Source organism: Paenibacillus sp. AN1007 (genome assembly GCF_040702995.1).
In the GTDB taxonomy this organism is placed as follows: domain Bacteria; phylum Bacillota; class Bacilli; order Paenibacillales; family Paenibacillaceae; genus Paenibacillus.
Window position 1 is genome coordinate 6,317,224 of the sequence record NZ_CP159992.1, and the last position, 23,438, is coordinate 6,340,661.

Here is a 23,438-nt window from a genome sequence, read left to right on the forward strand (position 1 = left end):
TTCCGAAGAGATGCACCTTTAGGTAGGTCAGCATCTCTTTTAGCATTCTGTGACAGCTGCAGATTTTACAGCCGCAATTTTGAGTCATGAACAATATTTACAGCCTGGTCCAGATGATTTGCAAATAAAAAACTCCCTCACCCCTGTTTTACCCGATACCGGGTTCGCATCACAGCCTGGACAGCAATGGCCGCTGCGATCAAAAGCAGGTTGAAGACGAACACAGCATAGAGGGATGAAGTCTCCATCAAAAGCGCTGCAATCAGAGGAGAAACGATAGAGCCGATCTCGGCTGAGGAGACAATTTTACCAATGGCGGAGCTTCGATTCGCTTCAGGGACGTGATCACCAATATGCGCGAAAAAAGAATCCATGTAACATGCTCCGCCAATACCCCCAATGAACATACCGATGTATACCCAGAGGTGGGCAGACGTACTCAAGAAGACCATGACTTCTACCCCAATCAGGGACATTCCGAGCATGCATAATAGAAGCCGATCTCCCAATCGGTCGGAAAGAAAACCAACTAAAGGGGCGGAAGCAAGGGTAGATACACCGGCTATGGTGAAGGCTAGACTGACGGCTAAAGTACTCCACTGCATTACTTGAGAGGCGTAGAGCGCAAAATACGTCAGAAAAACAGCATAGGCACTCATCTCCAAAGCATGTACTGTAATGTAACCGATAAGCAGTGGTCTCTTTGTCATTGTAACCGGATGAGATATTGCCTGAATGGATTCTGTCGTGGGAGCTGCCGGAGGAGGAACATTCTTTTGATTATTCTGATTCCGATTGTAATGATGATTGTTGACTGAATGGGAAGCTTCTAATGATACAGATTGTTTCCGTGTGGAGTCTTTGATACCCATGGCTGTAACGACTGCAATGAGGCAGCAGAGTGCGACCAGCAGAAAAGGTACAGACAAGGGCCAGTGTATGGCAAGCCAGCCGCTAATCACCGGGCCAAGAACCATACCACCACCTTCACTGCTGCTGATATAACCGTTGTACAAGCCCCGATTCTCGACACTGCCGCCATCCCCAATGATGGAGCGTACCACTACGGTCAGGCCGGAAGAGGCGAGTCCCTGCAGCAGGCGAAGGAGACCGAAGAAAATTGCGGACTTGGATACGGCGAATCCCCCCATACACAAGGCGAGTGCAGCCAGCATGAAGATTAGTGCTCGTTTGCCCCCGAGTTTACGGTAAAGAGCTGCTGCCGGAACGCCGCCGATCACTTTCCCGACATAAAACAGGGCAAATATCATTCCGAGCATCCAGCCGGACAAACCGAATTCCTCCATAAACAGCGGAAACAAAGGCAGAATCATAAATCCGCCCATTTGGCTAAGAAAACAGATACCGATTAACAGGGGCAGATTACGGCGCATCTCCATGATTCTCCTCACCTCATATCCATGATATTACCTGTCTCCGCTTCATACGTCATATACAGAGCTCTTGATTGGTATTACTTGGACGGATACTGTTTCGGAACAGTTATCAATCGAAAATCCGATAACAACATAGTATTGGAAGTTTTAGAATGCAGTTTTGTAGTAAAAGGGATGAGTTAATAAGGCTGTGCAGTGGAACGATTCATAATATTGATCAATGATGAGGAAGGTGCATCGGACCTATAGGAGATTTCTCTTGAACAAGTGGGAGATATCACTTTCGTGGGATTTATCTGGATCAGGATGTGAAATGCTAAATGCATTTATAAGGCAAATTATAGAGGTTCTATATCATATGGCTGTTGCAAAAGACCCCCTATTTTTCGAGGGGGCTCTTCATCGTGGAGAGGAATTGATAGTGAAAATTGTCGATTTTTAAGGTTTTTTTAAGGTTGATTTTTTTATGATGGGTGATATGTTGCAGTACTGTGCCGAACGAGGGGGAAGAAATAAATGAAAAAGAGCAGTAAGAGCAGCAGAAAAGCTGTTATATGGATGCTGGTATTTGCATTCATCGTTGGGCCGCTTGTAATATTCCAGGGGGCAGATTCTGACCGTGCCTATGCAGCTTCAAGCAAGTGGAAGGTTCTGGGTGGGGAGCACTTTTATACGAAATACATGCGATACACAGATATGGCAGTGGACAATGGAGCTGCCTATGTGACTTTGCAAAATGAGAATGGCAGCATCGAGATCATGAGATACCGGAGCACAGATGGTTGGACAAAGTTGGATAAAACGGGAATTAACGATCAAACATTCTATCATACTCCGATTGTAGTACGTGACGGCATCCCTTACATCGTGTATCCAGACCGTTCTTTAGAGAATAAAACTACGATTATGAAGTATACCGAGGGGAGTGGTTGGTCTCCAGTAGGAAATCCAAGTTCCGTACCATTGTGGGGACATGAACCAAGTATGGCCATTGGTGAGGATGGGACCTTCTATCTTGCTTTTGGTAATAATAGAAAAATATACGTTATGAAGCTCGATTCGACAACCGGGAATTGGGAGTATGTGGGCAAGGAAATCTATTCACCAGATAGTATTTACCGTATGACACTTAAGGTTGATAACGGGGTACCCTTTTTATCTTATCAGTATTCATATAATGGCTATAACACAATCGTAATGAAATACACCGAATCTACCAATTGGGAACGGCTTGGGAATAATGCGTTAGATCCGAACTCAAATTATCTTGCTTCTTTTGATGTGTATCAAGGGAAGCCATATATATCTTATGTGGACAGGCTTCATGATTATAAAGCTACAGTACTGTCTTACGATGAGCAGAGCGGTTGGACTCCAGTAGGTTCTGAGGGTTTTACCCCCGATAGGGCTGCTTTCACAGCATTAGCTTTGGATAGTCAGGGAGTTCCCTATATTGCTTATCGAGAAGGCAATCAAGCTAAAGCAACAGTGATGAAATACAATGGTGTCAATGGATGGGAAACGGTTGGACAGAACAGTTTTTCTGCAGAAGCAGTTTATGAAACAATGCTTGCTATTGATCATGATGATGTACCGTATATCGCTTACACAGACAGCACCACTGGCATAGGCGGCGTCATGATGACATATGCGGAAGGAAGTCAAGTATCCTATGACAGTAACGGAGCTTCTGATGGTACTATACCGAATGACTTGAAAGTATATGAGGATCAAGACACTGTCACTGTGTTTGGAAATACGGGGAATTTATTAAAACTGGGTCATACATTTGCCGGATGGAATACTGCTGCGGATGGTAGTGGAACTAATTATGCCAGCGGGGATACGTTTACTATGGGCGGAACGGATATTGTTCTATATGCCAAGTGGTTGTCTTCAAATATAACAGTTGGCTATGAACCTGGCGAGCATGGCACCATCAGTGGAACAAGTGAGCAAATACTACCTGGCAGCCATCCAGTGGATGTGCCAAACGTCACGCCAGCAAATGGTTACCGGTTTGTCGGTTGGAGCAGCGACGGGGGAGTTACCAAGTTAAGCACAGCGCAAGTACAGGTCTTAACGATTACAGCACCAATTACATTTACAGCGTATTATAGTGGATTCCTTAAAGGGGATGCTGACGGAGATGGCATTGTTACAGCCGCTGACGCGCTGCTGCTGACCAGATATTTAAAGGGGAAAATCACATTATCCGCTGAACAGCTTCAAGCTTTAGATGTCAATGAGGATGGCGTTCTGGATGAACGAGATGTACATGCTATTTTAAGTCTATATGTAGGAAAGGGTTGAATATATGCAGACGCATAGGTTCTACAAACATAACACTGTATGTAAAAAGCTTATTGCCATGTTGGTAATTATAAGTATAATGTTGCCCGCCAGTTTAAGTGCTGTTGTTTGGGCGGATAACTCTCCCTCACCTGATACAGTCGAATTAATTCAGGCAGAAGGTTTTTCAGGTGAACTGGTCGACGTGCCGGTGTATGTTACACCGGATGAATTCATTTATAAGTACAGCATTCATATACAATATGATTCAGAGTCACTGGAACTTGTGCAGGATCGGGCGGTGACTAATGAACTCTTAATAAATCCTCAAGAAGAGTTTAATACAGATGTATCGACCGCAGGTATTATTAAGATGCAGGCTAGTTTAATTGAAAATATAATTGTGACAGAGAGAACCAAGGTAGCTACAATCCATTTTAAAATCAAGGATAACGTGCCAGCAGGATCGATAATTCTCGATGTAACTAAACACGATTTGTACGAGAGTAATGAACCGGCCAATCCTTCATTCGGTATTCAGGGGGAAATTACAGTGAAGACTCCCCGATATACCGTTATATTTGACTCCACAGGTGGCAGCTTAGTAGAGAATACTCCAGGTGTAAGCAAAGGTTCGCTTATAAATGAGCCTTTATCCCCAACGAAGGATGGCTATCATTTCGCAGGATGGTACAAGGATGAAGCTTTGACAGAGGATTGGGTTTTCTTAACGGATATCGTCAATGGAAACCTCACATTATATGCCAAATGGATCAAAGATGAAGTGAAAAAGGCAGATATTCAGATTGGTTCTGTCAGTGGATTGCCAGGATCGAATGTACAAATTCCTGTAACGGTAACAAACACAACGGCCGGAATCGGCTCTTATGGTATGCAGATTGACTTTGATGCTAATGCACTTGAGGTCACCAGTATCATCGGGGGGACAGACCTCTATTTTGATAGTAATTATAACAACCAGGCTGGTTGGTTAAAGACAGCATGGGCAGACCGTGATGGTGGAGATGCACGGATTGAATCAGGCCAAACGATGTTTACCGTGTCGTTCCGTATCAAGAGTAGTGCAGCGGCAGGTGAGAAAGCTTTGAGCGTACGCACTCAAGATGCTGCCTATTTCAAAGTCACTAACGAATCAGGACTTGACATGGAGAAAACACTGATTCCAGGAAAAGTGACAGTGAACGGTAATGGAAGTAATGGTAATGGCGGAGGTTCTGGCGGTAACGGCGGAACTGTCGGCAGCGGGGGGACGAGCAGTAACGGAAGTTCTGGCAGCACGGGAGAGCCAAGCAGACCATCTCCAGTTGCGACGTCACCTGCAGCACCTCCACAACTAGGTGGTGTCGATGTTCTGGTGAACGGAAAAGCAGAACAGGCCGGTATATCGGTAAAGAGTGCTCGGGGAGAACAAGCTGTCAACACGGTTCACATGGATTCTCGGAAATTGGAAGCAAAGCTGGCTGCTGAGGGTGAAGGCTCACGTGTGACAATTGCCTTTAAAGGAAATGAGGACATTGTCATTGGACAGTTGAATGCGCAGATGGTCAAAAATATGGAGCTTAAAAAGGCTGTGCTTGAACTGCGCACATCTCAAGCGACATACACCATACCTGCGCAGTATTTGAAGCCTGAAGCTATCGCTCGTCAGATGGGTAGCGGCATCGCGCTTCAAGATATTGAGGTTCAGATTGAAGTTAGTCCTGCATCGGCTGAAACAGTAAAGCGTGCAGAGCGCGCTGCGTTGCAGAATAACCTGACACTGGTTGCCCCTACGTACGATTTTACCATTCGTGCACTGCATCAGAATCAGACAATAGAAATCTCCAAGTTTGATGCCTATGTTGAGCGAAGCATAGCTCTGCCTGAGGGTATTGATCCTACACGGATTACAACTGGAGTAGTCATTGATGCCGATGGAAAAATACGACACGTGCCAACAAAAGTAATCAAGGATAATGATACGTACTTTGCTCAAATTAACAGCCTAACGAACAGCACATATTCCGTTGTATGGCATCCACTTGAGTATGTCGATGTTGCGGATCATTGGTCCAAAACAGCTGTAAACGATATGGGCTCAAGGATGATTATTGAAGGAACTGGCGAAGGAATGTTCAGCCCGAATCGCGACATTACCCGCGCTGAGTTTGCTGCCATCCTGATTCGGGGTATGGGTCTTGCACCGCAGCAAGGATCATCATCGTTCTCGGATATTGCTGATTCAGACTGGTATAACGGAGCTGTTAACACAGCAGTATCATTCGGGTTAATGGCTGGATACGCAGATGGCATGTTCCGACCAGAGGACAGAATTACACGTGAGCAAGCCATGGTTGTTCTGGAAAGAGCGATGTCTAAAACCGGGTTGAACCTTCAGCCTGTCAGCACTGTGAATGAAGAAATGCTCTATCCATTCCAAGATACAAAACAATTGGCAGATTGGGCACGTGGTGCTGCTGCATTTAATCTGCAGCAGGGGCTCATTACAGGTAGACATGCTGTAGAATTGGCACCTAAAAAGCATATGACCCGCGCTGAAGCAGCGGCTGTAATGCAGCGGCTGTTGAAACAGTCCAAACTAATTTAATTTCTCCAATTTCTGTACGGAAATGTGACTGTAATGAGATGAAGAAGTTTATCGTCTGCGGGACTCCAAAGACGTTGTCAATAACCCATAAACCTGAAAGAGACGCGGCAGGACGTCGATCCGCTGCGTCTCTTTTTGTGATATCTGTTTTTGAATTGTATAAATGATAAGAAATGATCCAATCATTGATGACGGTGATGTTGTTTTTCTTCGTGGTCAGGGGATACACTGTACTGTCTTGAATCTATTAATCCGTTTGTATAGAAGACTAATTAATAAAAAAATAGATTTATTGCCATATTAATAATATTTGGAATGGAAGAGCTTGACTTTCAAAACAAAAGAAAATGGGGTAAATTAATCATATTCGAGATATGACTTATTCAAAGTCGTGTATAATAGGTAAGGTTTCTTAGGATAAACCCAAGGATAAGGAGGCGGCGTGAAGCATGTCAGAACAACAACCGATCATTCGGTTTGAGCGGGTGACGCAGCAATATGACCAGGATGAGGCTGTATTGAAGGCAGTTAGCTTTGAGATTGAACGTGGTAAATTTTATACGCTTCTCGGCCCTTCCGGCTGCGGTAAAACAACGATATTGCGGCTGATCGCCGGCTTTGCGGAGCCGACGGAGGGCAGCATTTATTTTAACGGGGCATTGATTAATAAGGTGCCTGCGCATCAGCGTCAGGTGAATACGGTATTCCAGGACTATGCGTTATTTCCACATTTGAATGTATTCGAGAACGTAGCCTTTGGCTTGCGGATTAAAAAAATGAAAACATCCGAGATTCGCAGCAAAGTGCTGGAAGCTCTCAAGTTTGTCAATCTGTCCGGTTATGAGAACCGGGAGATTGGCGAGATGTCCGGCGGACAGCGCCAACGGGTGGCGATTGCCCGCGCGATTGTGAACGAGCCTGAAATTCTGCTGCTGGACGAGCCGTTGTCGGCGCTCGACCTGAAGCTGCGTACGGAGATGCAGTACGAACTGAGAGAGCTGCAGCAGCGGCTGGGCATCACGTTTATTTTTGTCACGCATGATCAGGAAGAAGCACTCGCGATGTCTGATGAAATCTTTGTCCTGAACGGTGGTGTCATTCAGCAGAGCGGTACGCCGAATGATATTTACGATGAGCCAATTAACCGCTTTGTCGCGGACTTTATCGGAGAGTCGAATATCGTGGCAGGCAGGATGAAGCAGGACTTTGTCGTTGAGTTTGCAGGTGCACAGTATGAATGTGTCGATCAGGGACTGCAGCCGGACGAGCCTGTTGAGATCGTCATTCGCCCAGAGGACTTCGAGATCACAACGGAGGAGCAGGGCAAGCTCAAGGTGAAGGTGGACTCCCAGCTGTTCCGCGGCGTGCACTACGAGATTTCGACCTACGATGACGCAGGCAACGAATGGCTGATCCATTCGACGAAGAAAGCAGTCGTGGGATCGCGCATCGGGCTTTATTTTGACCCGGAAGCCATTCACGTTATGCGCTTCAACGAAACCGAGGAAGAGTTCGATAGACGACTCGAAGCTTATCAAGAGGCCGCTCATGCAGACTAAAGCCAGCACGCGCAATGCGTATCTAATTCCATACGTGTTATGGATGGTGTTGTTCGTTGTAGCGCCGGTGCTGCTGGTCATCTATTATTCGTTCTTTGATGTGGAGGGTAACTTCACACTGGGCAACTACGTGCGGTTCTTTACGCCAGTGTATATGCAGATGACGCTTAGTTCGTTCTGGTACGCGTTTCTGATTACAGCGTTCTCGCTGCTCATCTCGTATCCAACGGCGTACATGCTGACCCGAACGAAGCATAAGCAGCTGTGGCTGCTGCTGATCATTTTACCGAGCTGGATCAATCTGTTGTTAAAAGCGTACGCCTTTATCGGCTTGTTCGGTACGTATGGTCTGACCAACTCCCTACTCGAAGTGGTGGGCATTGGTACGCAGCAGATTTTGTTCACCGATTTCAGCTTTATTTTTGTGTCGGTGTACATCTTCATTCCATTTATGATTCTGCCGATCTTTAACGCGCTGGAAGAGATGAATCCGTCCTTGATCTATGCTGCACGGGATCTCGGTGCTTCATCGTGGCTGACGTTCCGCCGCGTGATCTTTCCGCTGACAATCAGCGGGGTGAAATCAGGCTGCCAGGCGGTATTTATCCCGGCGCTGTCCCTGTTTATGATTACTCGTCTCATTGCAGGGAACCGTGTTATTACGCTGGGTACAGCCATCGAGCAGCATTTTCTCGTGACCCAGGACTGGGGCATGGGTTCGACGATTGCCGTCTTTTTAATTATCGCAATGGCAGTTATTATGTTTCTGACCGGATCAGGCAAGAAGGAGGTGCGGAATGGGAAGAAACGGAAAACTGTCTAACGTCTATCTGGCGGTTGTATTCGCCATTTTGTATGCACCGATTGCCTATCTGATTTTCTATTCTTTCAATAGCGGCGGTCATATGCGCGGGTTCGAAGGCTTCACGCTGGAATGGTACAGGGAAGTTTTTGCGGATACCCGGCTGCTGATTATCGTCTTAAATACGTTTATTATCGCACTGTTGTCTTCGGCCATTTCAACCATTCTGGGTGTGGCAGGGGCACTGGCGATTTATCATGTACGCCGCAAACGAACCAAAAACACACTGTTATCCCTGAACAACGTGCTGATTGTTAGTCCGGATGTCATTATCGGTGCATCCTTCCTGATCCTGTTTACGATGATTGGCATCAAACTTGGCTTTACGTCGGTACTGCTGTCCCATATCGCATTCAGTGTGCCGATTGTAGTCATCATGGTGCTGCCGAAGCTGCAGGAGATGAGTCCAACCTTGATGGATGCGGCTCGTGATCTGGGTGCAGGGTCATGGCAGATTCTAACGCGTGTTGTGCTGCCTTACGTGAAACCTGGTATTTTCGCTGGATTTTTCATGGCCTTGACGTACTCGCTCGACGATTTTGCTGTAACCTTCTTTGTGACGGGGAACGGATACTCCACGCTTTCGGTGGAAATTTATTCCAGAGCAAGACAAGGGGTGTCGCTGTCGATTAATGCGTTGTCTACCCTGCTGTTCCTGCTCACGGTGCTGCTGGTGGTTGGATATTACTTCATTAATCGCCGTGCAGCACGCATACCAGCGGGAGGAAAGGGGCTGCGTCCATGAAACAGCTGGTACGGACATTTGCACTTGTGTTTGTGGCCGCTTTTGCCTTGATGATTCTCGCTTCATACTTGAATAAAAGCCAGGGGTACTCCGGTGGTAACACACTGACCATCTACAACTGGGGTGATTATATCGACCCGGATCTATTGAAGGAATTTGAGCAGGAATCCGGTATGAAGGTCATCTATCAGACGTTTGATTCCAATGAAGCGATGCTGACCAAAATTGAACAGGGTGGCACAACGTTTGACGTGGCCATTCCTTCCGAATATGCGATTAGCAAAATGAAAGAAGAAAAACTGCTTGTTCCGATCGATCACAACAAGCTGCCGAACCTGAAAAACATTGATTCCCGGTTCCTGAACCTCAACTACGATCCGGATAACCAATTTTCTATCCCGTATTTCTGGGGAACCGTTGGTATTGTGTACAATCCGGAGCTGGTGGGCGGTCTGACATTTGACAGCTGGAATGATTTGTGGGACCCGCGTTTGAAAAATCAGATCCTGCTGCTCGATGGTGCTCGTGAAGTCATCGGTATGGGTCTGAACAGTCTGGGCTATTCGCTCAACGATACGAACGAAGACCATCTCCAAGCTGCACTGCAAAAACTGTCCACGCTGACTCCTAACGTAAGAGCCATCGTTGGGGACGAGATCAAAATGCTGCTTGCGAACGAAGAAGCCGCAGTTGGACTCGTATGGTCTGGGGATGCATCGGAGATAATGGATCAGAATGACAAGTTGGATTACAAGGTGCCGGAGGAAGGTTCAAATCTCTGGTTCGACAGCATGGTCATCCCGAAAACAGCCAAAAACGTGGACGGCGCGCACCAGTTTATCAACTTTATGCTGGACCCGGATCATGCTGCACGCAACGCAGAGTACGTGGGGTATTCTACACCGAATGCCGAGGCACTCAAGCAGCTGCCAGAAGATATCTCAGAGGATGAGCGTTTCTATCCGGATGAGACTTTGACAAGCAAGCTGGAGGTCTACAACAATCTGGGCAAAAAAATGCTGTCGCATTATAACGACCTGTTCCTGGAGTTTAAAATGCACAGTAAATAGCTGCCCTCCAGGTTGCTGCAGCTATCAATTCACGGAGACCATCAGCGATTGCTCGATGTACCGACATTCAATCTTCTGGATATTGTTTTTGTAGAGAAGCAGCTCCTGCATAGATGGGAGCTGCTTCTTTGGTTTGTTTGACTCCGTGAATGAAATAGCTGTGCAACCTTATCGGAAAAGTAATTTTTTCTTTCTGGATACCCAAGATCAGTACCAATTTGTAGGAAAGCCGACCATTACGGAGCAGGAGGACATAGACCGTATAGATGTTAGTGTAAGGTTGAGGTCTAAGGTAAATGGACCTGAAATGGATGAGGACGTCAAGGAAACGGGGATTATGTACAATTTTAAAAAGAATGCATCCGGGAAGTGGAAAATTGTATTAATCGACTAGAGCAAATCCCATAACCCATATCAGCACCAATCATAGGTTCAGCAATTAACAAAATCACCCCTGATCACTAATAGATCAGGGGCGGTTCACATCCTTTACCTGCTTCAGAGCATCAGCATCTGAGTGCGATATCAGATCATTAACAAGTTACACATTAACGGAGAGGGCAGAGATAAGCTGTAGAAGCGGAGCGTTCGCCTTTATCCCCGGATTTTCCCTTTTAAAAAGGAATTCAAAAAATAAGGGGGTAACAGCGATCGGAAGATTACTCTGCGCGCGGAGTGGCCTAGTGTAATTAGCTTATGCATCTTATATCACTGCCACTACATATGCTTTTTGCGTCCCATGATGAGGTAAGCCCCGCCCACAATCAGCACAATAGCAATAAACGGCTGAATATAACTCATATTGTTTAGTACCGAGCCGATGGACATTACGGAGAAGAACAGGAGTGAAAGGACCGTCAGAATGTTAATCGGAATGAGCAGCCATCTATTCCGTCCGCCAAACCAATAGAGTTCAAACAGACCAACGGCTGGCGCCAAAATGAAACCCGGCCACATGGTACCCCAGTTTCCAAACAGCATTGCGATCTGGCAGACAAGCCCAACAGTCAGCAGCAGACCACCTGGAACCAGCAGCCCCACCCCTCTGCCAATCATGGAGAAGTACAGCCAGTGGAAGAACAGCCCCAGCGGTATAACAAATAAGGTAGGCCAGAAGGCAGCAAAGATCGTGCCAGGCCCCATAGAGCCGCCTTGATTCAGAATCAGGTATACACCCAGCAGAATCAGGACAGGTGCAAGAATCGTACGTTTAGCCATAATTACTCTCCTTTTTAATGCAGTATCATTTTACCGAGCGTATGTATTCACCGCTTTCGTTACTCACAGCATACCACGAACTGGAAAACATCAACCTCCGTCTTTGGCGTTAAACTTCACCTAGACTAAAGTCTAGGTATGCGGACTGTAGGCCAGTCTTCATTCAGGCTCCTCACACGTGGTATATCTCATGACATAACAGCTGGCGGTCAAGGGAAACATTAGGATTGTGATTCAGCGAGACTTGCCCGGTATTGTCCGGGTGTCTGTCCAGTCCACTTTTTAAAAGCATTCTGAAATGCACTTTGCTCCGAAAAATGCAGAGCATACGCAATATCGCCCATAGAATAGCTGCCTCTTTCTAAATAACGCTGTGCCATTTCCTTCCGTACCTGAACGGAGATTTGATTATATGTTGTACCTTCTTCACGCAATCGACTCTGGAGTGTGCGAATGCTCACGCCCAGATGCGCTGCTGTATGCTGTAATGTGGGGAAGAAGGAGGGGAGATTCTCTGTGATCCAACGGCTTACTTTGCTGGAGAAGGGCTGAGAGGCATAGAGATCTGCTCTGCTCTCCTCGGCCATCGTCTCAAATACTTTCAGCATTCTGGCATCCGAATATAATACGGGCTGCTTCAGAATATCTCTGGATAGACACAGGAGGGTATTTTCAGCTCCAAAAAGGGGAGCGACCCCAAATGAGTTCATGTAAGCAGACAGATCACCCGCTGCGTCAGGAGCCTCATGACGAAAATGCACTTCTCGCACCAATGCCCGGCGATTAGCCAGCTTGTTGATCAGCTGCAGCACCGAAACAGCCATATCCTCTACGCAGTGGCGAGACATGGGAATATTCTCATTTTGCACCGATAACCGAAGGACCAGATCTGGTCCGTTTCCTTCCCAATCCAGTTGAAAGCCGCTGTACAAAATATCGTTATACCGCTGATAAGCCGTGAGCGCATCTTCTATCGTTTTGGAGTGCATCATGACATATCCGGGCAGGCCAAGGTCCGCAAAATCCAGTCTTAGGCCCTGATTTAACCCAAAATACAAATCTTTCGTATAATCAGCAGCGCACCGCATAATCCGTTCCAGTTCGGTGACGGGTATCCGTGCATCCGGGTTTGCCATGAGGGCAGGATCTACATGGACGTCTTGGAAAAAAGAATCGGGATCAAACCCTTTGTGTACCAGCGTTTTCAGAATAGGATACACCATGCTGATCGAGACGCTTTGATTGAGATGTTTCATAATTCCTCCGTTTGCGCGAATCCGCAATGATTCGGCGCCGTTGATCATTTGTTTATGCTGTCGTTCGCTCTATGCTTGTGACATACCCGTTTTATCGGCCTTCATGAACATTATTATACAGGAGGAACACAAGTATGAATGCAAATAAAATTCTCATCATTAACGGACACCCTGACCCGCAGAGTTACTGCAGAGCACTGTCAACGTCTTACGCAGAGGGAGCTAGAAAATCCGGGGCAGCTGTTAAGCTGATCGATCTGAGTGAGATCGAGTTCAATCCCAATCTGCGATACGGCTATCGCAAGCGGACAGAGCTGGAGCCTGACCTGCTGCAGGCCCAAGAATTTATCCGATGGGCAGACCATCTTGTATTCGTTTATCCAACGTGGTGGGGAACGATGCCTGCTGTAATGAAAGGTTTTATTGATCGGATTTTCCTGCCCGGGTTTGCCATGAGATATCGCGACAATTCACCTCTTTGGGACAAATTGCTGAAGGGCAAGTCTGCGCACCTCATCGTAACATCAGATACACCACGCTTATACAATCTACTGGTATACAGACAGGCTGGACACCGAATCATGAAATCCAATATCCTTAAATTCAGTGGTGTATCCCCTGTGCGTGTAACCGAGATTAGTCCGATTCGCAAGTCTACGGAAACGTTCCGTCAGAAATGGCTGGATAAAGTGAAAGAAATGGGTGTGAAGCAGGCAAGGTGAATATCGGACTAACAAGAACAAGATGATCAACATGAGTAATGTGTAATGAGATAAAGCCTATGAGGTGATCTGGCATTGAAATGCCGCAAGAGCATTCACATGGGCAGTACACGATAAAGGGAAATATCAAAGAGACGAAGCGGCACAAATCCGCTTCGTCTCTTCTTCGGCACACACTTAAGGGTGCAGCTGATAATCATTGATTTTAATATTATTTCACCACGTCCGATTGTTTTTTGCCCCAGCTGTTCACCCCATCATCTTCAATAATGGAGATGGCTGCATCTGCAATGTCCGGGTTCGCCATCAGTTTCTCCTGAATTCGGAATTTGATATCGTCTGCATCTGCGAGGCTCAGGCCTTTGGTCAGCTCAATCAAACCTTCGACATGGTAATAACGGCCTTCCTGAATGATGCGCATCATCTGGATGTCGGCAACATGGCTGTCCGCCAGAATCGTCTGGGATACCTTGTCCTCGATATCCTGAGGCGCTGCGACACCGATCAATCCAATCATGTTGTCGTAGCCGACACGGAAAGCTACAGCGATCATCAAACATCCAATGATGGTGGTAACAATACCGTCCAGCAAAGCAAAGTTGGTTAGTGCAATAACGACAACGGACACGAGCGCAAGGGCTGCCCCAAGCACAGCTACGACATCTTCATAGAATACGAGGCGGGTCGGAGGTGCAGCGCGTCCTACGTTTTTGATCGCTGCAGGTACGAGTGCCAGTCCTGTCGCTTTTGGCGCGCGGGCTTCCTTGAGAATTTCCTTCATCGCTTTGATGAGGATTGCGCCGTCGATCGCAATATTAAGCACAAGCACACCAATGTTGATCCACAGCCCACCCGAGTGACCAGCAGGATGCTGGAGCAGGTGAATGCCTTCATGAATCGTTTCATAGGCCATGATCGTTACTACAATAACGGCAATCATGCAGAAAATGTTGATGACCCGTCCGAATCCGGTCGGAAAGCGGCGTGTAGGCTGCTTCTCGGATAACACACTTCCGACAAAAACAAACCCTTGGTTAATGGCATCGGCGAGTGAATGCATCGCTGAAGCAAACATGGCGCCGCTGCCGCTGAAGATAAAGGCTCCTCCCTTACACAGCGCAAGTATGGCATTTCCGGCCATAGCTACGGCAGAGGATGTGTTTCCTTTTTTGACGAGAGACATAAAGCTCTCTGACTTCGGTTGTTCAGCCACTTCGGTAGTTCCTCCCAGATAATATGTAGTTGATGTAGAAAGACAGTCCTTGTTCCGGTAGTTTGTGCATTTCACTAAATGTTATTATACTCGCCTTCGCATCTCCCAGCATTATGAAAAAATGGTCATATCGCCATCCAACAAAATCCGGCTGTCGCTGCGTGCCAACTTAATATTCGATTGCTTCTATCTCACGCAGATTACGATTGGACTGCTCCAGCAGCTCCGTGAAGGTTTCAGCTGTGTAATAGACAAAGTCAGGATCGTGTGTGAACATAATGATCTGCCCATATGTTCCCTGCTCTGCTGGGTCAAAGTCCAGCATTAAATACAGTGAGCCGCCCCCCAGCTTACCAAAGGTAATCCACGACTTCTGATGCAGATAAGGTTTGATTCGCGGATCCAGCTCAAGCATTTCTTCCTTGGAAAAGTAGTCTTCCATCGGAATCTCTACCGTACCGTCGTTTTCCTGCTGCATCTGTTCCAGCGATAACATGTAGAAGACATTGTCCTCATTTCGTGCTGCATCGCCTGGGAACAGGACATGAAAGGCATATCCACTACCATTTTTACGTTTGTAAAATGCCCGGAAATCGGGTGGGAGACGTATACCGTAATGCTGTTCGAACGAATCCAGTTCCTCATCAGCTGCCCCTTCCCGTTCGCGGTAAGCTTCCAGCAGCTCCTGGTTTTCCTCGTCCTGAACCTTTTCTTCCAACAGTTCCAGCAGCTCATCCATTAATTCATCGATACGCTGTTCCGATCTCGGCTCTGACATGTTGTTTCGCCTCCTTAGGAGAGTGGATATTCCAAAACGTATCCGGTATCCTATTCGTTTTGGTGTGAATACATGATTCAACTTATACTATAAAGTTACTCCAAAAGCTTGTACAAGAAACGATAGACCCAAGGCGGGAGCTCTATATATTGAACTAATTTGATGTATAAAAGTGCACTCGTGCTCTATGCAGCTGCGATTTGCTATCTTTAACAACCCCAAAAAAGCGTGAGCGGCAGGGGACCCTGCGACTCACGCTTTCGCGCATCTATAGTGTACATCTTATATCTTACTGGAACTGTATCCATATCTATATCTGTATTGCTGCATCCGCGATTTTCATATCTCTAATATTTCTTGTATTCACAGTCTCATGCGTCCAGCTTATTCAAATTTCCAGCAGGACAGACTCAGGTTTCCAAGCTGATATGCCCGGAACAAGAGGGAGGCTTGCTTTTTTGCATCTCCTGCACCCATTGCCAGCAGTAGAGGTACAAAATGCTCTGGTGTAGGGACTGCAGCCTGAGCAGACGGTGCAGTTTTGTCATAAGCAAAGAGAGCATCCGTATCCCAGCGCTCCAGCTTATCCTGCAGCCAGCTGTCGAATTCTAAGGCCCATGAATCCACACCTGTACTTTCCCAGTTCAAACGTCGCAGGTTGTGCACCGTTCCCCCGCTGCCGATGACCAGAATGTCTTGTTCACGCAGCGAGACGAGTGCTTTACCAATCTGGTACTGCTGCTCGCCTGTCAGGTAACGGTTAACAGACAAAGCCACGACAGGGATGTCTGCTTCAGGATAGAGCAGACGCAGTACAACCCATGCTCCGTGGTCGAGGCCGCGCATATCATCGGTCTGTACAGGGATTCCCGCCTCGGTTAGCCGTTTGACGACTTCAGCAGTTGTTTCGGCATGCCCCTCCGCCGGATATTTAATCTGGTAGAGTTCAGGCTGAAAACCGCCGAAATCATAGATCGTGTCATATGATCCGCTTACAGAGGAGACAAGCTGTGTGTTCGATTCCCAGTGAGCGGAGAACAGCACGATTGCTTTTGGCTTGGGCATCTCCTGCCCCAGTTTTTGCACGAACTCAGTGTAAGCATTCTCCTCGAGCGCCAGTGAAGGAGCGCCATGAGCGATAAACAGAGATGGCATCATGATTCTTTCATTCCTTTCGTATCTTCAGTCGTTACCTGGATATCCGTTTGCAGGAAATGTTGAAGTTTGGCGTATAACTCAGGGGTCACGGTATGACCGCCGCTGTATGGTACATAAGTGACATGGTCAGTGTACTTTCGGAAGAAAGCAGCGTTATCTTCGCCAAGCTGCAGCGGGAACAGATGGTCCTGATCACCATGCGAGATAAACGCAGACAGATTGGGCGAAGGCTGAAGAGTGTATTCGTCTTTGACAAACTGCGGAATGTATCCGCTCAGGGCAGCAATGCCCTTGATTGCGTCACCCATAACCAAGGCCAGCGTCATTGCCATGATGCCGCCCTGACTGAATCCGGCGATGTAACGTCGTGCAGGATCAATCGCATATTGAGCCGACAGCTCAAGGATGAGCTGCTGTAGCCCCTGAACCGAGGCATCATATAATTCGCGGACAGGATTCCCTATACTTTTGATCTGGAAATAAGCATATCCACCACCTTGAACAATAGGGCCGCGAATGGCAGCGATAATGAAATCAGAAGACAAGGGCTCCAGCAGCCGAAGCATGTCCTGTTCATCCGATCCCATACCGTGCAGAGCGAAAATAACCGGGTACTGCTGATCTTTATCGTAATCGGGAGGCAGCATCACCTCATGAATATAAGAAGAATTCAAACCAATACACCTCCAGGTGAAATGTAAGATATGCATGAATCAAATGTGTAAACCGAACCCATAAAGAAATAGAATAGATTGAATCGACATCTTTCGAAAAAAAGTTCACTAATGTGAAAATAATATTCTTATTAATGAACAAAATTTATCACGATTTCATTGTAGGGTCAACACTTTTTTTGTATGATGAAAATATGTTTTGTATCAAGGAACTTGAGAAAAGGGAAATGTATATTCATTTTTGGAGAAGGAGCTGCTAAGATGATGAAACGGATTGTACCTATTCTGAGGATATTTGATGAACTTAAAGCAAAGGATTTTTATATTGATTATCTGGAATTCAAGCTGGACTGGGAGCATCGATTTGAGGCAGACATGCCCTTATATATGCAGGTGTCCCATGGCGATGCTGTCATTCATCTATCTGAACATCACGGAGATTGTACTCCGGGTGCGGCAGTACGTATTGAGACGGAGCAGTTGGATGAGCTGCATGAGCGGATTTCTCTGAAAAATTACAAATATGCCAGACCCGGTATAGAAGAAACACCTTGGCATTCACGGGAAATGACGATTACTGATCCATTTGGCAACCGGCTTATTTTCGTAGAGACAGCGGTTGAATCTTGAATGAATTGAGCAGTAATCAGAGAGAGGAAGAGCAGGACTATGGATATCGGCTTGGCAATTCGAACGATACGAAAACAGAAACAGATTACCATCATGCAGATGTGTGAGGGCACGGGACTGTCCAAAGGTTTCATCAGCAATGTGGAAAATAACAAAACCTCACCCTCCATTGCTACACTGGAAAGCATTGCCGACTATCTGGATGTGCCGCTGCCGTACCTGCTGCTAACACCGGAACAGCGGATGAATGTGGTGCGGAGGCATGAACGCAAGGAAACGACTGCGGGCAGCGGGCAGATCAAAGTACAGCAGTTAACGGCGAAAGGCGCTATGCGCATGTCGATCGTAGAGCTGCCACCAGGGGCTTCTACAGGTATAAGTAAACATGCGGGTGAGGAGAGCCATCTGGTCATGCAGGGGGTGATCCAGGCAAAGCAGGGAGAGGATGAGGAAACGCTGGAAGCGGGAGATTCATTTACGTGGAACGCGATTGTACCGCATGAGGTTACCAATATTGGCGATGAGCCCGCCGTTGTATTGATTGCAGTGTCCAAGGAATTGGAGCTGGATCACCTGCTGAACCCGTAAGTGGGAGAGAGATAATGAAGTATTATAAAAACCACCAACCAGAACGCTGGTTGGTGGTTTTCGGGCTCTCTTTCTGCTTCTAATGAAGCTGGCCTTCGCTTGAGGCTTACTGTGGATTGGTTGTCCAGAGACCTGCGGCTTTAACGAATACACGATCGGACAGCTTCAATGTTGCCAGCGCAAGCTCAGCCACATCTTCAGCCTGCATCATGCGATCTTCGTCTCCAATCTTGAGTCCGGCATTCACAGCCAGTTCGGTATTCACCGTGCTTGGTGTCAATGCAGTTACACGAATATTGGATTTGCGGACTTCCTGCATCAGGGATTCTGTCATTCCAAGCAGTGCAAACTTGGAAGCACAGTAGGCGGAACCTGTAGCGAATCCGCGCTCGCCTGCTGTTGAAGCAATATTGATGATGCTGCCGCTGCTCTCCTTGATCATGCTTGGAAGGACGGCACGTGTCACGTAGTATGTACCCATTACATTGACATGCAGGATGCGCTCCCACTCTTCAGGGTCCATGTCCAGGAGTGTTCCGAATTTGCCGATCCCTGCATTATTAATCAGGATATCAACGGCTCCAAGCTCCAGCTCAATCGCTGCGACTGCAGCTTCAGCTTGAGTGCGATCCGAGATGTCGGCTGCTGCGCTGGTTACTTTTATACCATATTCCTGGCTTAAAGACTCTTGAAGGGCCTGAAGGTCAGAAGCCGTGCGGGCAATCAGTCCGAGATGTACGCCTTCCTTGGCAAGGGCTTCGGCAATGGCACGTCCGATACCTTTACCAGCACCTGTAATAATGGCTGTTTTATTTTTAAGTTCCATGGGATAATCCTCCTCAGCATTTGGGTTAGCACTTGATTATACTATACTTTACCCAACGATCGGAAATATGCTTCATGGCTGTTTAGTAATCTCAATGCTGCCGGATGTTGTTCTGGCCTTAATCAGTTCCTTGCTCACCATTGGTGATTCAGGTACATCGACATCACCTGAAGTGGCGCGGGCATCATAGATACCGTCAAAATCAGGTGCAGCCTGAATGTAGATATCTCCCGAAGTCCCCGAAGCGTTAACGGAAGCTGCTTGAGACTGCTCGATATGTATACTTCCCGAAGTGAACTCGACGTCCGCATCACCGTTTAAATTTGTAATCCGGATATCTCCTGACTGAATGCTGCTTGTTACTTTTCCGGCAATCTGATCTGCTTTAAAGCTTCCTGAGGTTTGTTCAACGGTCATATCTCCGTTGATTGTGGAAGCAGCAATGTCTCCGGAAGTCAGTGATAGTTCAATTCGAGGAACTTTGACTTCCTGCAAACGGATAGAACCGGACGTGTTTTTCATTTCTAGTGATTGAGCGTGCAGTCCATTTACATCCCAGTCACTTGAGGAGGAATGCAGTGAGACATCATTTAAACGATATCCTTCCGGTAAAGCTACGGTTATTCTTGAATCCTCTTCGTCCCAATGAAAGGTAAGAAATTGAAAGCGGGCACGCTTTTCCTGGGTCAGCTTGAATGTGCCATCGGTCAATTTTGCCTGTTCAAAGCTTTTGATCTCATGTTCATCCCATTTGCCGTCTACCTCGATATATGCATCGTTATCCGGGCTGACAATGAATTCAATATCAGCATCAAAGCTGCCGTTCATCTGGATGTTCTGCAGCTCCCCGGAATTGAAGTCCCACCGTTTAGCGTATGGCTCCCGTTCGTCTCCAAACTGAACGCCGTAGATGGATGTACCAAGCAAACCTATTCCGATACAGATGACGGCAATTGCAATCCATTTTTTAGTACTCATGAAGAAACATCCCCTTTCATCACTTTTGCATTCCAACGAATATATTGAAGCGTAATGGTTTTAAATGCTCGAAAAACAAACTTGGAGGCAAAGGCAAACAGTATGCCAATTCCGAATAAACCAATGGACACGAAAATTTCCGCTTTTTCGAGGTGGTTCAGAAATAGATAATCTACAATAGCGGCGACAGGGGCCAGGGTCAGCAGGGACATGCCTGCAATGGTGAGCCACACCGACCAGAGGCTGAGACCGATGGGAATCATGAGCATCAGATTCAAGAATATCAAGCCGATTAGGGCGAAAAAATTGCGTGCAGCCCGATTCCGGTTCACGGCTGGCTGCCTCTCTCCGAATGGAGGTGCATAGAAGGGGTCCGTACCGGATATATCAGAGTATGTGTGAGCCTCGTACCGATCGCCGAGTGCTTCACGCGCAATCTCCTCCGGACGACCCAGTTCCCGGGAGATTTCCTCTTCGGATCTGCCTTCACGCAGTCCGATGGCGAAATGCTGGTCATAATCCGCAAGCAGTTCGGCACGTTCTAACGGGTCCAGCGGACGTAAATGCTTTTCCATCGCCTGCATAAATTGTTGTCTATTCATCTTCGGTTCCTTCCTCTATCAGATTTGCAACGCTGCGTACAAATGTGTTCCATTCTGTGGTTAGTACTTCCATATATTCACGGCCTGTATCGGACAGGCGGTAATATTTACGGGGAGGTCCCTCACTGGATTCTTGCAGATAAGTTGTACAGTATCCGTCCTTCACAAGCCGGCGGAGCAAAGGATACAGCGCACCTTCAGCCACTTCAAAATGTTTGGAGACCGCCTGAGCCAGTTCGTAACCATAGCGATCCTGACGATGAATCAAGACCAGGACGCACAGCTCCAGTACCCCTTTTTTGAACTGGATGTTCACATTCACATCGGTTCCTCCTGGTTCTTTTCAATATTCACTATTATGTATTATTCAGTAGTGATGAACTCATCATAGCATTCACTAGTGTGTAATGCAACGCAGTATTTATAAATAAGCCTTGATATCAGCATACAGAAAAACCGGATCGGCTGCTTCCGTCTGGAGGCGGATACCGACCCGGTCTATAAGATGAATGTACGAAAGGCACCCTGAACGCGGCTTCACAATTCGGGGTTCACGGGGTTCAGATGAGACAGCTCGTGTAATTAAGGTCCCTGCACATCCAGGATCGGAAGGTCTTCTACCGCAGGTCCTTCTATGACGCGGCCTTCATAATTGAAACGGGAGCCATGGCAGGGACAGTCCCAGGAACGCTCTCCTTTGTTCCATTCCACTTCGCATCCCAGATGGGTGCAGGTTGTATCGACCAGAAAGAGCTTTCCGCTGGTGTCCTTGTAGGCACCGGCCCGTTTGCCGTTATGACGAACGACGGCTCCTTCGTCATTCTCAATCTCGCTTATATTTTTGTGAACGATGCCTACTTTTCCGGAAATTAATTCCTTTGCAACATTGACGTTTTCCACAATAAAGTTTTTGATGCCCGGGTCGGCTTTGAATCTTGCCGGATCAAAAACAGCGGCATGTGGATTATCCCGTCCAGTAATCCGGTCTGCCAGTATATGCCCAGCCATCGTGCCTGTAGTCATTCCCCATTTGGCAAAGCCTGTGGCAACATAGATCCGTTCATGTCTTCCGGTGATCGGTCCGATGTAGGGTACTTTATCGATGGAGATGAGATCTTGGGCAGACCAGCGAAATGGAATGCTGCGAATGCCAAACGTTTCTGCTGCATACTGCTCCAGGCGCTCGTAGTGACCGAAGGTGCATATGCCTTGTCCGGTTTTATGGTTTTCCCCGCCGAAGAGAATATGCTCTTTGCCATTGTGTATGACGGCACGAAGTGAACGGGCCGGTTCATCATCCGAGATGTACATGCCGCCGGCATACGTTTTTTCTGGCTCAACCATCACCGCATAGGAACGCTCGGCATGAAGCCGGGTGAAGTAAAATCCGGGATCATACACGGGAAAATGAGAAGCGACAACGATATGCTCTGCCGTGACGAATGAACCGCCATACGTTCGTATTCGAAGGGAAGCTTCTTCCTCAACATCGGTTACCGTGGTGTGTTCATAGATGCGCACACCCTGCTTCACGGCTGTTTCCAGCAGATAATGAAGGTAGGCTAACGGATCAAACCGTGCTTGCCCGGGCATACGAATACCTGCTCTGGATGGGACAGGGATTGGCAGTGGATCTACCCATTCACCGGGGATGTTCAATTTGCCGTAAGCAGTCAGCTCAATCTCGAGCTTTTTAATATTGTCTTCGGATTGAATATAGACATAGGCATCCTCATCGGACCACTGGCAGTTGATGTGCTTTTCCTTGACTAAACTGCGCATCCAGCTCGCTGCACTCGCATTCCCTTCATAGTACATCTGTGCCTGCTCCTGCCCGAAATGATGCATGATTTCGTCAAAGATCACCCCATGCTGTGCAGATACTTTAGCAGTCGTATGGCCGGTTGTACCATCCAGCACCTTGCCTGCTTCAAGCAGCACAACACTCAGACCAGACTGTGCAAGCAGATAGGCCGTTGTAATGCCTGCGATCCCGGCACCAATAATGGCTACGTCGGCTGAAGTGTCCTCTGCCAGCTTCGGATAGGTATTGAATGTATTCGCGGCTCGCCATAAAGATTCCGGGATCGGCGGCAAATTTGTTTTTAACTGCTCGTGTTCACTCATTTATTTTCTTCCTCCTCGATCTGGATCAGACCCTATTGCGGGATGCCTGGGTTCATATATTCCAGTACTTCTAATCAGGATTGCCAGAGTATGCCAGAAAAAAACGAGTACACCTATAATTTAAGAGTGGAAGCT

The 23,438-nt window shown here is 47.2% G+C and carries 22 protein-coding genes; 10 read left to right on the plus strand and 12 right to left on the minus strand.

Annotation, left to right across the window (positions count from 1 at the left end; all coding sequences use genetic code 11):
- Nucleotides 1-137 precede the first annotated feature (137 nt).
- A complete protein-coding gene (locus tag ABXS70_RS28360; protein WP_366292740.1) occupies nt 138-1,400 on the minus strand; it encodes an MFS transporter in 1,263 nt (420 codons plus the stop codon).
- A 256-nt stretch (nt 1,401-1,656) separates the two neighbouring features.
- Here ABXS70_RS28360 and ABXS70_RS28365 point away from each other — a divergent pair, with 256 nt between their 5' ends.
- From ABXS70_RS28365 to ABXS70_RS28395, 7 genes are all read left to right on the plus strand, one after another.
- A complete protein-coding gene (locus ABXS70_RS28365; protein ID WP_366292743.1) occupies nt 1,657-1,839 on the plus strand; it encodes a hypothetical protein in 183 nt (60 codons plus the stop codon).
- Nucleotides 1,840-1,913: 74 nt separating this feature from the next.
- Nucleotides 1,914-3,710: an InlB B-repeat-containing protein gene (locus ABXS70_RS28370; protein ID WP_342553202.1), complete on the plus strand. Its 1,797-nt coding sequence runs from the start codon at nt 1,914-1,916 to the stop codon at nt 3,708-3,710.
- Between the two features lie 79 nt (nt 3,711-3,789).
- Complete coding sequence (locus tag ABXS70_RS28375) at nt 3,790-6,297, plus strand: S-layer homology domain-containing protein (RefSeq protein WP_366292746.1); 2,508 nt, start codon at nt 3,790-3,792, stop codon at nt 6,295-6,297.
- A gap of 449 nt (nt 6,298-6,746) precedes the next feature.
- On the plus strand, nt 6,747-7,856 hold the full coding sequence (locus ABXS70_RS28380) for an ABC transporter ATP-binding protein (protein WP_123064123.1): 1,110 nt from the start codon (nt 6,747-6,749) through the stop codon (nt 7,854-7,856).
- On the plus strand, nt 7,846-8,679 hold the full coding sequence (locus tag ABXS70_RS28385) for an ABC transporter permease (protein WP_366292750.1): 834 nt from the start codon (nt 7,846-7,848) through the stop codon (nt 8,677-8,679). The genes ABXS70_RS28380 and ABXS70_RS28385 overlap by 11 nt, the downstream gene beginning before the upstream one ends.
- Entirely contained in the window at nt 8,654-9,463 is an 810-nt protein-coding gene (locus tag ABXS70_RS28390; protein ID WP_342553200.1) for an ABC transporter permease, read from the plus strand. Before ABXS70_RS28385 ends, ABXS70_RS28390 begins: the two co-directional genes overlap by 26 nt.
- Nucleotides 9,460-10,533, plus strand: coding sequence for an ABC transporter substrate-binding protein (locus ABXS70_RS28395; protein WP_342553199.1), 1,074 nt, complete (start codon nt 9,460-9,462; stop codon nt 10,531-10,533). Before ABXS70_RS28390 ends, ABXS70_RS28395 begins: the two co-directional genes overlap by 4 nt.
- Before the next feature lie 717 nt (nt 10,534-11,250).
- On the opposite strand, the gene ABXS70_RS28400 is transcribed toward ABXS70_RS28395, so the two are convergent.
- Entirely contained in the window at nt 11,251-11,751 is a 501-nt protein-coding gene (locus tag ABXS70_RS28400; RefSeq protein WP_342553198.1) for a hypothetical protein, read from the minus strand.
- 221 nt (nt 11,752-11,972) lie between these two features.
- Nucleotides 11,973-13,007, minus strand: a complete 1,035-nt coding sequence (locus tag ABXS70_RS28405; protein ID WP_366292754.1) for an AraC family transcriptional regulator — start codon at nt 13,005-13,007, stop codon at nt 11,973-11,975.
- A 134-nt stretch (nt 13,008-13,141) separates the two neighbouring features.
- Between ABXS70_RS28405 and ABXS70_RS28410 the strand changes: the two genes are divergently transcribed.
- On the plus strand, nt 13,142-13,729 hold the full coding sequence (locus ABXS70_RS28410) for an NAD(P)H-dependent oxidoreductase (protein WP_366292756.1): 588 nt from the start codon (nt 13,142-13,144) through the stop codon (nt 13,727-13,729).
- A 211-nt stretch (nt 13,730-13,940) separates the two neighbouring features.
- Here ABXS70_RS28410 and ABXS70_RS28415 read toward each other — a convergent pair whose 3' ends face one another.
- From ABXS70_RS28415 to ABXS70_RS28430, 4 genes are all read right to left on the minus strand, one after another.
- Nucleotides 13,941-14,942, minus strand: coding sequence for a cation diffusion facilitator family transporter (locus tag ABXS70_RS28415; protein ID WP_342553195.1), 1,002 nt, complete (start codon nt 14,940-14,942; stop codon nt 13,941-13,943).
- Between the two features lie 169 nt (nt 14,943-15,111).
- On the minus strand, nt 15,112-15,720 hold the full coding sequence (locus ABXS70_RS28420; RefSeq protein WP_342553194.1) for an SMI1/KNR4 family protein: 609 nt from the start codon (nt 15,718-15,720) through the stop codon (nt 15,112-15,114).
- A gap of 384 nt (nt 15,721-16,104) precedes the next feature.
- Entirely contained in the window at nt 16,105-16,878 is a 774-nt protein-coding gene (locus ABXS70_RS28425) for a class III extradiol ring-cleavage dioxygenase (protein ID WP_366292759.1), read from the minus strand.
- Complete coding sequence (locus ABXS70_RS28430; RefSeq protein ID WP_342553192.1) at nt 16,875-17,552, minus strand: alpha/beta hydrolase-fold protein; 678 nt, start codon at nt 17,550-17,552, stop codon at nt 16,875-16,877. The genes ABXS70_RS28425 and ABXS70_RS28430 overlap by 4 nt, the downstream gene beginning before the upstream one ends.
- Nucleotides 17,553-17,813: 261 nt before the next feature.
- Here ABXS70_RS28430 and ABXS70_RS28435 point away from each other — a divergent pair, with 261 nt between their 5' ends.
- Entirely contained in the window at nt 17,814-18,182 is a 369-nt protein-coding gene (locus tag ABXS70_RS28435; protein ID WP_342553191.1) for a glyoxalase superfamily protein, read from the plus strand.
- 39 nt (nt 18,183-18,221) lie between these two features.
- Nucleotides 18,222-18,770 (plus strand): XRE family transcriptional regulator, encoded by a 549-nt coding sequence (locus ABXS70_RS28440; RefSeq protein WP_342553190.1) that lies wholly within the window; start codon nt 18,222-18,224, stop codon nt 18,768-18,770.
- 106 nt (nt 18,771-18,876) lie between these two features.
- Here ABXS70_RS28440 and ABXS70_RS28445 read toward each other — a convergent pair whose 3' ends face one another.
- The 5 genes from ABXS70_RS28445 to ABXS70_RS28465 all read right to left on the minus strand — a co-directional run bounded on the left by ABXS70_RS28445 (nt 18,877) and on the right by ABXS70_RS28465 (nt 23,303).
- On the minus strand, nt 18,877-19,596 hold the full coding sequence (locus ABXS70_RS28445) for a 3-ketoacyl-ACP reductase (RefSeq protein ID WP_342553189.1): 720 nt from the start codon (nt 19,594-19,596) through the stop codon (nt 18,877-18,879).
- A gap of 72 nt (nt 19,597-19,668) precedes the next feature.
- Nucleotides 19,669-20,574, minus strand: coding sequence for a DUF4097 family beta strand repeat-containing protein (locus ABXS70_RS28450; protein ID WP_366292764.1), 906 nt, complete (start codon nt 20,572-20,574; stop codon nt 19,669-19,671).
- Nucleotides 20,571-21,176 (minus strand): DUF1700 domain-containing protein, encoded by a 606-nt coding sequence (locus ABXS70_RS28455; RefSeq protein WP_342553187.1) that lies wholly within the window; start codon nt 21,174-21,176, stop codon nt 20,571-20,573. The genes ABXS70_RS28450 and ABXS70_RS28455 overlap by 4 nt, the downstream gene beginning before the upstream one ends.
- Nucleotides 21,169-21,498, minus strand: coding sequence for a PadR family transcriptional regulator (locus tag ABXS70_RS28460; RefSeq protein ID WP_342553186.1), 330 nt, complete (start codon nt 21,496-21,498; stop codon nt 21,169-21,171). The genes ABXS70_RS28455 and ABXS70_RS28460 overlap by 8 nt, the downstream gene beginning before the upstream one ends.
- Nucleotides 21,499-21,758: 260 nt before the next feature.
- The gene (locus ABXS70_RS28465; RefSeq protein WP_342553185.1) at nt 21,759-23,303 is read right to left on the minus strand and encodes an FAD-dependent oxidoreductase; all 1,545 of its coding nucleotides are present in this window, start codon (nt 23,301-23,303) and stop codon (nt 21,759-21,761) included.
- Nucleotides 23,304-23,438 lie beyond the last annotated feature (135 nt).